11 protein-coding genes, 1 rRNA gene and 1 pseudogene are annotated in these 12091 nt (G+C 56.3%); 6 read left to right on the top strand and 7 right to left on the bottom strand.

Features of this window, described 5'->3' with window-relative positions; all coding sequences use genetic code 11:
* Positions 1–122: 122 nt before the first annotated feature.
* The 6 genes from HAQ05_RS26845 to HAQ05_RS26865 form a co-directional block, all read right to left on the bottom strand.
* Positions 123–371, bottom strand: a complete 249-nt coding sequence (locus HAQ05_RS26845; RefSeq protein WP_190427151.1) for a hypothetical protein — start codon at positions 369–371, stop codon at positions 123–125.
* Positions 372–892: 521 nt separating this feature from the next.
* Positions 893–2056 carry a His-Xaa-Ser system radical SAM maturase HxsC gene (gene hxsC, locus HAQ05_RS26850; protein WP_170047453.1) on the bottom strand — a complete coding sequence of 388 codons (1164 nt, stop codon included), beginning with the start codon at positions 2054–2056 and terminating at the stop codon, positions 893–895.
* A complete protein-coding gene (gene hxsB, locus HAQ05_RS26855; RefSeq protein WP_190427152.1) occupies positions 2050–3507 on the bottom strand; it encodes a His-Xaa-Ser system radical SAM maturase HxsB in 1458 nt (485 codons plus the stop codon). Before hxsB ends, hxsC begins: the two co-directional genes overlap by 7 nt.
* Positions 3500–3802, bottom strand: coding sequence for a His-Xaa-Ser system protein HxsD (gene hxsD, locus HAQ05_RS26860; protein ID WP_170047398.1), 303 nt, complete (start codon positions 3800–3802; stop codon positions 3500–3502). The genes hxsB and hxsD overlap by 8 nt, the downstream gene beginning before the upstream one ends.
* Positions 3802–4077: a His-Xaa-Ser repeat protein HxsA2 gene (hxsA2, locus tag HAQ05_RS29570; RefSeq protein WP_202988127.1), complete on the bottom strand. Its 276-nt coding sequence runs from the start codon at positions 4075–4077 to the stop codon at positions 3802–3804. Before hxsA2 ends, hxsD begins: the two co-directional genes overlap by 1 nt.
* Before the next feature lie 352 nt (positions 4078–4429).
* Positions 4430–5944, bottom strand: coding sequence for a tyrosine-type recombinase/integrase (locus tag HAQ05_RS26865; protein WP_238936601.1), 1515 nt, complete (start codon positions 5942–5944; stop codon positions 4430–4432).
* A gap of 44 nt (positions 5945–5988) precedes the next feature.
* Between HAQ05_RS26865 and HAQ05_RS29575 the strand changes: the two are divergent.
* From HAQ05_RS29575 to HAQ05_RS26890, 6 genes and pseudogenes are all read left to right on the top strand, one after another.
* Positions 5989–6129: pseudogene (locus HAQ05_RS29575) on the top strand (LysR family transcriptional regulator); the annotation flags it as partial.
* A 155-nt stretch (positions 6130–6284) separates the two neighbouring features.
* Positions 6285–7142 carry a sugar phosphate isomerase/epimerase family protein gene (locus tag HAQ05_RS26870; protein ID WP_190427153.1) on the top strand — a complete coding sequence of 286 codons (858 nt, stop codon included), beginning with the start codon at positions 6285–6287 and terminating at the stop codon, positions 7140–7142.
* Positions 7135–8172, top strand: coding sequence for an isopenicillin N synthase family dioxygenase (locus HAQ05_RS26875; RefSeq protein WP_190427154.1), 1038 nt, complete (start codon positions 7135–7137; stop codon positions 8170–8172). The genes HAQ05_RS26870 and HAQ05_RS26875 overlap by 8 nt, the downstream gene beginning before the upstream one ends.
* A 41-nt stretch (positions 8173–8213) precedes the next feature.
* Positions 8214–9011, top strand: coding sequence for an ABC transporter substrate-binding protein (locus HAQ05_RS26880; protein ID WP_190427155.1), 798 nt, complete (start codon positions 8214–8216; stop codon positions 9009–9011).
* A gap of 61 nt (positions 9012–9072) precedes the next feature.
* The gene (locus tag HAQ05_RS26885; RefSeq protein WP_190427157.1) at positions 9073–10611 is read left to right on the top strand and encodes an amino acid ABC transporter permease/ATP-binding protein; all 1539 of its coding nucleotides are present in this window, start codon (positions 9073–9075) and stop codon (positions 10609–10611) included.
* 164 nt (positions 10612–10775) lie between these two features.
* Positions 10776–11938 (top strand): IS3 family transposase gene (locus tag HAQ05_RS26890; RefSeq protein ID WP_190427159.1). Its coding sequence is split into 2 segments (ribosomal slippage): positions 10776–11031 and positions 11031–11938, totalling 1164 coding nucleotides; the frame shifts between segments, so codons are not numbered across the junction.
* A gap of 77 nt (positions 11939–12015) precedes the next feature.
* On the opposite strand, the gene rrf is transcribed toward HAQ05_RS26890, so the two are convergent.
* A 5S ribosomal RNA gene (gene rrf, locus HAQ05_RS29700) occupies positions 12016–12091 on the bottom strand; the annotation flags it as partial.

Genomic DNA, 12091 nt, shown 5'->3' on the forward strand with positions numbered 1-12091 from the left:
GGCGTCGGCGTTCCTGGCTGAGCAGCTCGCCACCCTTATCGTTGCTGTTAGTCATAAACATACCCGTTTGCCTATCCCTTATCTTAAGGGGGGAACGGTGTCCTGTCTTTCATGGGGCTCGTTCACTTGTCAGCCTCGACGGTCAGGTTGTTGACCCACTGGTCATGAACAGAAAGGATCTCAAGGAGTTCTTCAGAGGTGCGGGCAGCGATTGGGAATCGGCATTGCGTGCCCACATCGGTGGTGATGGTATGCTTCTTTATGGTGACCTTTTGGCTCGCAAGGACTTCGCCGGTCTGGGTGTCGAAAGTCAGTTCATGGCTGGTGGTGGTGTCGATGGTGGTGCGGAGTCGATTTGAAACGGTGGTCATTGGCGGGCCCTCCTATTGCTGGCTGAGTGACAAGCGGGAGTGCCTGTCGCAATAGTGAGGGGTTTTGCACAGCCGGATACAGTGAGGGTTTTTGGAAGCCCAGCAGAGGACCGCAGGAGAGGTGCAAGCGCGCCCCCATCCAATCGCATTACCTGAGTTGGAATCGTCGCGTGGTGAGCGTTACAGAAGGTCGATTTTTCGGGTGATCGTAGGAAAGACCGCGATGGATGGTCAGGTAAAGCTCGGAACGACTGACATAGTGAGGGTTTTTCGAAGCCCGTCAGATTGCGCAGGTTCGATGCAACTGCAACCCCACCCATTGGCATTGTCTGGGTGAGGATCGTCGCGTGGCGAGCGTTATTCGAGGTCGATTTTTCTCGCAGTCAGCGCAGGGCTGGGGAAATGGCCCCGTTGCTCTTCTCAACGGCAAAGCATGCCCAAAAATTACCTGCGCGAACGCTACGAGTAAGCCAGCTGCTTGCATCGAGGACGTTGTGCGGCTGACAGATTTGAAGCCAAAGTCAGAATGGAATTAGGTGCTTGCTGTAGCCGAATTTAACACCTGATGCAAAAAAGCCCCCGCATTCTCGCTGTTTTGTGCAGCTCTGGCACTCAGGCGCGTACTCATTCTTCCAGTCGCTGATTGATTTGCGGTAGTAGGGCTGGATGTCCGGATTCACCAAGCACAGCTGATGGTTATAGACCGAGATATTCATTCCGTACTTGGCCAGAATGCCAACCGATTTGCTGAGCGTGTCTTTGTACTCGATTGGGTCGATCCACAGCTCATCAAGATTGGCCCTGGTGAAGCCCATCATCTCAAGGCCCATCAGCGCTACATGGTCAACAAACAGAAGATTGCGTGCGATGAACTCACACAGTTCAGGCAGGCGCTGCACCGATAGCTTGTGAATGACGACTCGGATTTCAACCTTCTGGCCTAAGCGCTTCAGATTGAGAATGCCCTGAATGGTTTCATCGAATGCGCCTTGGGCCTGGACGATGTAGTCATGCAGCGTCGGATCGTCTGAGTAGACAGGGATTCCGATCATCGCGTCGGGCAATTCAATCTGCGCATACTTTTCAGCGAACGCTGGGTCTTTGAAGCTGCGCCCGTTCGAGAGAATATGGATTGCGGTTCTCGGCAGATAACTTTTTGTCAGGCTGATGATCTTAAGGAAGCGCTCCCGATTGGTTGTCGGCTCGCCCCCAGTAAACCCCAGCTCGCGGGTATCTTTTGGAATAAGTGGAATCAGGCTCTCGATTTCGTCAAGTATCCACGAGTCATCAGCTGCCTTAGGCGGTTGTGAACACATAAGACAGTAATGATTACACTGCTCGGTGACCAGAATGCTGTTGTGCGGCGACGACGCTCGAAATAGCACGCTAATGCTCTGTCGATCTGCTGAAAGCCGGATCACGTCACCGTCACCGATGTAGCTGTAGTCATTCGGCAGGATCGAGTAATCAGAGTCGGAAGGCAGTACCTCAACCAGCTGTCGATGTTTCTCAAGCAGAAGGTAGTGCGCGAATCCTCGAGGGACCTCCTGATCGGAAACCAAGTAGGCTATTTCCCGTCGCAAGACTTCAGGCAAACTCCGGCTGGTCGACACCTTGAGCAGAGTGAGGTCCCTGTGAACATCAACCGCATGGATGCGGATAATCTTTCCGCCGAGTTTCAGCATCGGTTGGCCCAACCCATAAAAATCCGTTTTGTTTGCTCATCGGTTCCCATCAGCTCAATGAGATGCTTGAAAATCGCCATATTTCGCTTGCAGAAAGAGGACTCTGGTTTTCTTGCTACCACGTCCTTGTGAATGGCGTGATGGTAGACGGGCTCAGCTCCACAGTAAGGTTCAAATGCACAGTCAGAGCACATTGGAGCGCTTAAGGTGAAAGAGTTTTCCAGTGCATCCAGAAGCTGATCAGAGAGGATGATCTCCTCATATGAATGTTCAAGAATGTTGCCCAGGCGGAACGTATGATCACCCATTTCGGCAAGCATACGGCTTTCATCTGAGGCGTAGACCGATCCGTCGTAGTTGAACACGATGGCTGCGATACCAGCACCGGCAGGGTTCATCAAATCAACAAACCCCGGGTCCCCTGATGTCAGCATTTTTGTCAGTACGAGCGAAGAATACTGCTCTACAAATCGTATGCCGGACTTGTTTAGCTCAATGATGTACTCAAGACCTTCCTTGTAAAATTCCAGCCAGCGCTCCGTGTCATACGACATGAATTTTTTAGTCTTGATCGCAAAGCCGTACGGGGAGAGCGTGCGGAGGAAGATGCTATCAAAGCCCAGGCGCAAGTATTCATCAATGATGTCACGTGCTCGTGGCAGGCTCTTATCTGTGGTTGTCATCAGGGCGGACACTTGGTCATAGCCGAGGGCTGCACGGGCTTTCTTCAAACCTTCCTCGAAACGCTGATGGCTATCTCGGCCTGGTCGTGGGCGATTTGCATTATGCAGATCCATTGGCCCGTCGAGCGAAGATGAAAGCACGATGTTGTGCTGCTTACAGAAGTCGAGCACGTCATCGGTCAGTAGCGAAAGCGTGGTCGCAATGACGAACTGTAGGTCACGTCCTTCCTTGACGTTACGTTTTTTGGCCTCAAGAACAACGTACCTCACCATCTCGAAGTTCAGCAGCGGCTCGCCACCCTGAAATTCAATTTTGATGGCTGGATTGGGAGACCTAAAGACGAAATCCAGCGACTTGTCTGCCATCTCTGTGGTCATGTCGAATTCGCCTTTGCTCTCCGACTGCCTTGAAACTTGGCAATATGGACAGCTATGGTCGCACCGAAGAGTCACTACAAAGATATGCAGATTGGTGAACTCGGCCAGCCTGGACAATCGCGTGCGAATCTTGAGTGCCAGGAGCTGAAGTGGTGTTTGCTCATTGGTGAAGCGAATGAACTGCTTGGACCGAAGCGTAGAGATCAGCTTTGATGAGAGCGGAAGCGTCTTGCTAATGATCGGTTCCAGCATCGGCACAGGTATGACATGAAATTCGCCTGCCATATTGGTAATGACATACTCATCGTCATTCAGGCGGTCGAACTTAAAGGGCAGCAACTCGTAGGGACGTTGCTGCGCGTAGAACTCCAGCTTTTGGAATTTACTCACTAATAAGCCCGGTTTTTGAAAAGGCCAGTCCGAGGATCAGGTTCTTGATCGGCTGTGTCTCAACTGCCAATCGGTGGCGCAACTGATAGTCGAGCACATCCTTCTTGAAATCTTGGATGGCAGACAGAAAGGTCGGCTCGTCCACGCCGATATTCGATGACAAAGCGCAGATAAACTGTCCCCCATCGGGTGTAATATCAACCGTCAGGGCATTGATCGATCGATAAGCGGCTTTCTGCAAAACCTGCGCGTCATAAAGCCGCTCATCAAAAACGAGCTTATGAGAGAAATCCATTATCGACCCGAGTAGTGGGAGCTATGGGAACTGTGCGAAGAGTGGGAGCTGTGGTAAGCCATCATCTGCCCTTGATCCCCGCGCTTGAGAACAAAGGCGAACAGGTCATTGCCACCGCGAACCGAAAGGTTCTCGCTTTGAGCTTCAGCTTGAAATGTGTTCTTGGCTTCCGAGCTGGGCTCGACAACCTCATAAGTAGTTAGGGCGGAAGCTTGTTCTGTAGCTATGGCTGCGGCCAGAGTGGCCAGGGGAACCAGAAAGGAGCGCTTTTTCATTGCGGGATATCCCTATCGATGTGGTGACTATCTGTTGAGTGTCGGTGACGTGCACTCATGATGTCAATGTGGAATCGAACGATGGCCTTTTACTCATCCACAATCCGACAGACGACACTCTTCTCAGTTTCGGACTGCTTAAAGCAATGGGCTATAAGCCGAGAAAATGTCCAGGGCGGAAATGGTGCTGCTACCAATACCTGGCAGGCTCACCACTTGAGCTACGATTTGAGCGCCCTGGTATCAGAGCGCCTTTCTCAGCGCCTCAGCCACCTGCACGCCCACCTATACGGCACTCCCAGCCCCATGTAAGTCATAGCTGATCGACCCCGACAAATGCCCAATGCTTTCCTCAACAGTCCCCGCAGGATCCCCAGCGGCTTTCAAGGTGCCCGCTAAATAAATCACAGAGCATCCCAGCGATGACCTCTACTGGCACCCCAGATCCATATGTGTCGAATGTAATGGTCCCCGAGGCGTGCCCCATAACTGCCTGAGCGTGGACTGTAGGAACGCCCTTCACCTGCATCAGCGAAGCCAAGGAATGGCGAAGAGAGTGATAGGTAAGCCCTGCTTTGTGATCGTCGCCAAGGGCTTCAGGGATCGCTTGTCGGTTCGCCCAATCCCCTGCTGTCTTGTAGCCGATCTGTGCAAGTGACTCGCCTTGGTTGGCTTTGCACGTCTCGACATATCGCAGAAATGCAGCAACGTCGAATCCGTAGGCGCCATCGGTCAACGGCACCAGTCTCTCACTGCGCTTGTTCTTGATTGACTTGCCCTCCCCAACCTCATTGATATGGATGGCCGTAATCCCCGACTCAAACGTCTTGATGTCGCTCGTGGTCAACTGGGAGATTTCATTAAGGCGCCCGCCAGTGATGCCCCCAAGACTGAGCAGCCAGCGCTTCCATGAGATCTCTGGGAGGTTGCTCGCGTAGTCCATCACCTTGGCAACCTGAGCCTGAGAGAACGCCTTACGGGTCGATTCAAGGCCCTTGGTCAGCTTCAGCTTCTTGTCATATGTCTTGACCAGATGGCCATTCTCGACAGCCCAAGCAAATACAGCTGAGAGCTTTACAATCAGCTTGTTTACCGTCGAGGGCATCCGACCGTCAGACAGGCGATCTCGGAGAGCCACAAGGTCAACCCTTGAGTGGTTCCGTAGATCAAGCCCCCCCAGATGCGCGGAGAGGACTCCATGACACAGCTTGGTTTCCTTCAGTGTCGAATCTTTTTGGTCTTGCCCACGGTCAGCCAGATAGAGACCCGAGAGGGCCTCGAAGGTCATCGGCGGCGACGCTAATACAGATAGGGAAGCAGGGACACGCTCCCCCATTTGCCCATGGTCGCCCTCAAGATCCCGGATGATCTTCACCAACGGTACCGAGTCGCCTTGTAGTCGTGCCTGAACAGCGATCATCACCTGCTTAGCCTTTGCCACATGCTCATGTTGATCGACACTGAGCGGCATCGTAGCGGCTATCTCGGCGAGGTTCGTCTTTACGTCTTCGTAGAGGTCGCCCCAGTCGCGCAACGAATGGACATCATGGGTGGACGACAGTAGGTCCTCAGCAACCCACAGCAGATGCTCCCGAAGCTCACTCCAAGTCGCTTGCGGATGATCCAGATGAAATGCCTTGATGGTTTCTGCGAGGCGTTGTGAAGCGTCCATAGCGGCTCTTCTATCGGAGGTCTTGAGGGAAACGGACGCAGTTCGGGTGGTGCTGCCAGTTTCGCGGAGGCGCAGATAGTAAATGCCATTACGCCGATAGTGGTAGAGCTTGGCGAGCCGGGTAGTCGGCCTCAGATGAACGGCAAAACTTGTGACAGCACTTGTGACAGGACGATGCTCGGCAAGGATGGTCATGGCGGTTAGCCCTCGTATTCATTGGGTTAACCTTTCTTTCCTTCCAGTTTTGGATGTACTGCCGGGAGGACTTGCGCAAGCTCAAGCGGATTACGCTGTTGTGGGATTACATCAGGGCGCAGACGGAACGCCAGAGCGACTTCCTGATGGGCATTACTTCAGAAATTTCTGAACTAACGATTTAACGCCACCTATTCATTCCCGCCCCACGGCATGACTAACATCGCCCCACTTCCCGGACCGACGCCACCAGAGCGCCGGCCACCCGCTACAGCCTTTCAAAACTGCCCATAAATACCGCCGGCCCATGCCGCCGTCGCATTCTGCAGCCGAGGCCTGTATGCAATTAGAGATTTTCCGCACCCTGTGGGGTTACTTAGGCGATAAGGCCCAAGCCGTGGCGCAAACCCGCGAGGCCGGTTTCGATGGGCTTGAGGCGCGCCTGCCCCTTACCCCCGCTGAGCGGGCCGAATTCGGCCGCTCGCTCGCCAGCACCGCCACGCCCTACATTTGCACGTTGTTTACCGCTCACGATGTGCTGCCTGCCCAGGCGGCTAGCGCGGCACAGCACCTGGCAGACCTTGAGCAAAAGCTGGCCTGGGCCAGTGAATTGGCGCCGCGGTTTTGCAACGTGCTGGCCGGCAACGATCGCTGGCCCGTTGCGCAACAGGTCGAGTTCTTCGGCCAGGCGCTGGACGTTGCCGCCCGTAGCGGCCTGCAGGTGCTATTCGAAACGCACCGGGGGCGCTCTTTCTATAGCCCGTGGCCCACGCTGGAGGTAATCCGGCAACTGCCGGCGCTGCGTTTTACCAGCGACATCAGCCATTGGGTGGTGTGCTGCGAACGTTTGCTCGATGACCCCTTCGACGACCTGCAGCCGTTCATTGAAAGGGTGGTGCACATCCAGGCCCGCGTGGGGTACGACCAAGGTCCGCAAGTGCCCCACCCCGCGGCCCCAGAGTACGCCCGCGAGTTGGCCTTCCACCAAGCCCACTGGGAGGCGATCTGGGCCTGCCAGCGGGCCCGTGGCGAAACCTTGACCACCCTCACCCCGGAGTTCGGTGCCGACGGCTACTTGCACCAACTGCCTTTTACCGCCATGCCGGTGGCGGACCTGTGGCAACTGAACCAATGGATGGCGCGCACCGAGCGCGCTCATTTTGCCGACTTCACACGCGCTGGAGGCGCCCATGACTAACCAAGCCAACTTTCTCAGCATCCCCGTGATAAACATCGCCGGCTTGTTTAGCGTGGAACTGGAGCACCGCTTGGCAGTGGCCGAGCAATTGGGCCGCGCCGCCAGTGACGTTGGGTTCCTGCACATTACCGGGCATGGCATTTCCCCGACGCTGACAGAGAACCTGCGCCAAGCCGCGCAGCGCTATTTTGCCCAGCCGCTGGCGGCGAAAATGGACCATTACATTGGTACTTCACAAACCCACAAGGGCTTTGTGCCCGAAGGCGAAGAGGTGTATTCCAAGGGCAAGCCTGATCACAAAGAGGCGTTCGACATCGGCTTCGAGGTGCCCTGCGACGACCCATTGTTCATCGCCGGCACGCCGCTGCTGGGGCCCAACCATTGGCCGGCAGTGGAAGGTTTTCGCGAAGCCGCGCAAGCGTATTATGCGGCGGTATTCGCTTTGGGCCGCAAGCTGTTCAGTGGCTTTGCCCTGGCGTTGGGCTTGCCGGAGGATTATTTCGATGCCTTGGTGACCCGGCCGCCGTCCAAGCTGCGGCTGATCCACTACCCGTTCGATGCCGATGCGCAGGATGCGCCGGGGATCGGCGCGCACACCGACTACGAGTGTTTCACCATCCTGCATGCCGACCAGCCTGGCCTGGAAGTTATGAACAACCAAGGCCAATGGATCGATGCACCGCCGGTGCCGGGTGCTTTCGTGGTTAACATTGGCGACATGCTCGAGGTGATGACCGCCGGCGCCTTCGTTGCGACGGCGCACCGGGTACGCACGGTCGCGGCAGAACGTTACGCTTTCCCGTTGTTCTACGCCTGCGACTACCACACCCAGATCAAGCCGCTGCCGGCGTTCGACAACGGCGCAGCGCAATACGAAACCATCACCATCGGCGAACACATGTGGTCGCAGGCGCTGCAAACCTACAGCTACCTGCGCCGCAAAGTCGAGCGCGGCGAACTGCAACTACCGGCTCAGGCGCGCAAGCCTTCGAGCTTCGGCCATTTGAAAAAGCAGGCCGACCCCGCCTGATGCGTTACCTATAGCCAGAAATTACCCTTCGGAGCCTCCACATGATCCAGCGCCCCCCCGTGATCCGCCTGAGCCTGCTCGCCGCCGGCTTGCTTTGCAGCCATGCCAGTTTTGCCGCGGCCACCGCGACAGCCGGCGAGTTGAAAGTCGGCATGGAAATCACCTACCCCCCCTTCGAATCCTACGACGCCAATAAGAATGTGGTCGGCTCCGACCCGGAGTTGAGCCAGTCCTTAGCCAAAGCGATGGGCGCCAAGGCCAGTTTCGTCGACACCAAGTTCCCCAACCTGATCAGCGGGCTCAATGCCGGGCACTACGACGCCATCATCTCCGGCATGTACATCACCCCTGAACGGGAGGCCCAAGCACTGGCCATTCCTTATGCCAACACTGGCGCGGCGATCATGGTGCCGAAGGGCAGCGAGCTGACCCCGCTAGTGCCTGAAGACCTGTGCGGCAAAAAGATCGGCCTGGAACAGGGCACCACCTGGGTGGCCAGGTTCAAGCAACTGTCCACCGACTACTGCGTGCCGAACAACAAGGGCGCGATCACCGTCAGTGAGTTCCCTTCTGCGCCCGAGGTCACCCAAGCGTTGCTGTCGAAGAACATCCAGGCCCAGGTCGAAATCGCCGGCGCCGCGCACATGATCGCCGAACGCACCAATGGCCGGGTGGTCGTCACGTCGCAGAAGCTGGTGTACCCGCAAACCCTGGGTATCTACGTGAAGAAGGGTAACGAGGCCACCTATCAAGCGCTGCTCAAGGCACTGCAAGAGAGCAAACAAAACGGCGAATACGCGGCGATCCTCAAGAAATACGATCTAGAAGCGTCTAACTGACGCTATACCGCTGCCCTGGCCATTAGTGAATGGCCAGGGCAGCGCCCTATGGGGTGCTCCTATGCCATTTGATTGGTCCTATTTTTTCTCGCTGTTCTCGGTTGCCGACTTTTGGTTGGCCAGCCTCACCGTGATCGAGCTCAGCGCGCTGGCGTGGTTCATTGGCATGGTCCTGGGCTTTGGCTTGGCCACCGCCAAGCTCTCGACCTCGCGCTGGGTGCGCTTGCCCGCCACCGTGTATGTGTGGTTCTTTCGCAGCGTTCCGCTGTTGGTACTGGTGGTGTTCGTTTATAACCTGCCCCAGCTGTTCCCTAGCAGCGGGGGGGTATTGTCGGTGCCGTTCTATTCCGGCTTGATTGCCCTCGTTGTCACGGAGGCGGCCTACATGGCCGAGATCCATCGCGGCGGCTTGCTTTCAGTTGCCAAGGGCCAACGCGAAGCCGGGCGAGCATTGGGTATTGGCGTATTGGGCCTGCAACGGCTGATCGTGATTCCTCAGGCCTTTCGCATTTCGCTGCCCACACTGATCAACGAATACATTACGGTGGTGAAGCTCACCTCGTTGATTTCGGTAATTTCCCTCACCGAGTTGCTCACCGTGGGCCAACGCCTGTACGCACAGAACTTTTTGGTGATGGAAACGCTGGCGGCGGTTGGGGTGTATTACGTGCTGATCGTCACGTTGTTCGGCTGGGCCTTGCAGCACCTGGAGCGCCGGCTCGATTTAAGCCTGCGCAAACCCACCAGCCTGGACACGGCAGAGGAGCGGGCATTGCGCGAGGGGCTACCTACCATCAAGGCCACTGCATCACGCGCCAACATTTCGGGTGCGGCGCCTGCGTTGCAACTGCGCGGCGTACATAAACGCTATGGCACGCATGCGGTGCTTAACGGCATCGACCTTAGCGTGCGCGCCGGTGAGGTGGTTTCGATTATCGGCCCTTCGGGTTCCGGCAAAACATCGTTGATCCGCACGCTCAATGGCTTAGAGCGCATCGACGAAGGCGAGATCGTGCTGTTCGGTGAAAGCTATATCAACGCCAGTGACAAGCCCAATAACGCCCGGGTTCGCCAGGGCGTACGGCGCATTGGCATGGTGTTCCAAAGCTTCAACCTGTTCCCCCACCGCACCGTGCTGGATAACGTGACCCTCGCACCGCGCTATCACGGGCAGCCTAAAGCGAGCACCGACGCCTACGCGCTGGGCCTGCTCGATAAGGTGGGGTTATTGGCGCATGCGTACAAATACCCTCACCAACTGTCGGGCGGCCAGCAGCAACGTGTGGCCATCGCCCGTGCCATGGCCATGCAGCCAGATATCCTGTTGTTCGATGAACCCACCTCAGCGCTGGACCCGGAGCTGGTCGGCGATGTACTCAACGTGATTGCCGCGTTAGCCAAAGAGGGCATGACCTTGCTGATCGTCACGCACGAAATGGACTTTGCCCTGCAGATCTCGGATCGGGTGGTCTTCATGGAGCACGGCAATATCCAGTTGGCGGCTACCCCTGCGTCTATTCGCCAAGCACCCGGTGCGCAACGGGTGCGGCGCTTCATGGGGCTGGAGCGTGAAGAGAGTGCCGTGGTGGCAGCCCAATGAAGCAGTGATAACCGTGCCGCCCTTGGGTGGCGCGGTTATTTTTTGCCTGCGCTGCATGGCCCTGCCGCGTGGCCTTGCCCTGCAATGCGGGTTGAGCAAGTGTAGTGGTCTAATGAAACCGGACACCCATTTGGGCGAGAATGCTCGCCATAGAGAGGTGTCCGATGACCAAGCAACGCCGTACCTTTACCCCCGAATTCAAACGTGAAGCCGCCAGCCTGGTGCTAGACCAAGGCTACAGTCACATTGAGGCAGCTCGATCGCTCGGGTTGGTTGAATCAGCATTACGTCGGTGGGTCAGCCAGCTCCAGCAGGAGCGTGGCGGCGTCACCCCGACCAGCAAGGCGTTGACACCTGAGCAGCAAAAAATCCAAGAACTGGAAGCTCGGATCAATCGGCTGGAACGGGAAAAATCTATATTAAAAAAGGCCACCGCGCTCTTGATGGCCGAGGAACACGAGCGTTCGCGTTAATCGATCAACTGCGGGCTCAAGAGCCGGTTGATCTGTTGTGCTCGGTATTTGAAGTCACCCGATCTTGCTACTACGCGTACTGTCGAAAACGCCGATCCCCTGATGCCGAACGGGTGATTTTGCGCAGCCGCGTGAACGAGCTGTTTACCCAAAGCCGAAGCGCTGCGGGCAGTCGGAGCATCATGCTGATGATGAAAGAGGACGGCATGCAAATCGGGCGATTCAAGGTACGTAAGTTGATGCGCGAGATGAATCTGATCAGCAAACAACCGGGCGCCCATGCCTACAAAAAGGCCACCGTGGAGCGACCTGATATCCCGAACGTACTTGATCGAGAGTTCAGCGTGGCATCCCCCAACAAGGTCTGGTGCGGTGACATCACGTACGTTTGGGCCGAAGGTCGATGGCACTATCTGGCAGCGGTCATCGATCTTTATGCGCGCAGGGTCGTGGGCTGGGCGTTCTCAGCCAAGCCTGACGCTGACCTGGTGATCAAGGCACTGGATATGGCCTATGAGCAGCGTGGCCGGCCTCAGAATATGCTGTTTCACAGCGATCAGGGCAGCCAATACGGCAGCCGGAGTTTCCGCCAGAGACTATGGCGATACCGTTTCACACAGAGCATGAGTCGGCGCGGCAACTGCCACGATAACGCGCCGATGGAGCGGCTGTTTCGCAGTCTGAAAACAGAATGGATACCGACGGTGGGCTACATGAGTGCTGCGCTAGCGCAACAGGATATCGGCCGGTTCCTGATGGAACGATACAACTGGCGGCGACCGCATCAGTTCAACGAAGGCTTAGCACCTGCCGTTGCCCAGGAAAAACTTAATGGAGTGTCCGGGATCAGTTGACCACTACACAAGGCCCCACAAGCCCTTAAAAGACAAAACCCCAACCGCGTGAGCGATTGGGGTTTTGTGGGTTTGAATCTTGACGATGACCTACTCTCACATGGGGAAACCCCACACTACCATCGGCGATGCGTCGTTTCACTGCTGAGTTCG

This window comes from Pseudomonas typographi, assembly GCF_014694385.1.
In the GTDB taxonomy this organism is placed as follows: Bacteria; Pseudomonadota; Gammaproteobacteria; order Pseudomonadales; family Pseudomonadaceae; genus Aquipseudomonas; species Aquipseudomonas typographi.

Bases quoted from the DNA above. Each gene is read 5' to 3' on its own strand.
- HAQ05_RS26845 (WP_190427151.1), bottom strand. From the start codon at position 371: ATGACCACCGTTTCAAATCGACTCCGCACCACCATCGACACCACCACC.
- hxsC (WP_170047453.1), bottom strand. From the start codon at position 2,056: ATGCTGAAACTCGGCGGAAAGATTATCCGCATCCATGCGGTTGATGTT.
- hxsD (WP_170047398.1), bottom strand. From the start codon at position 3,802: ATGGATTTCTCTCATAAGCTCGTTTTTGATGAGCGGCTTTATGACGCG.
- hxsA2 (WP_202988127.1), bottom strand. From the start codon at position 4,077: ATGAAAAAGCGCTCCTTTCTGGTTCCCCTGGCCACTCTGGCCGCAGCC.
- HAQ05_RS26865 (WP_238936601.1), bottom strand. From the start codon at position 5,944: ATGACCATCCTTGCCGAGCATCGTCCTGTCACAAGTGCTGTCACAAGT.
- HAQ05_RS26870 (WP_190427153.1), top strand. From the start codon at position 6,285: ATGCAATTAGAGATTTTCCGCACCCTGTGGGGTTACTTAGGCGATAAG.
- HAQ05_RS26875 (WP_190427154.1), top strand. From the start codon at position 7,135: ATGACTAACCAAGCCAACTTTCTCAGCATCCCCGTGATAAACATCGCC.
- HAQ05_RS26880 (WP_190427155.1), top strand. From the start codon at position 8,214: ATGATCCAGCGCCCCCCCGTGATCCGCCTGAGCCTGCTCGCCGCCGGC.
- HAQ05_RS26885 (WP_190427157.1), top strand. From the start codon at position 9,073: ATGCCATTTGATTGGTCCTATTTTTTCTCGCTGTTCTCGGTTGCCGAC.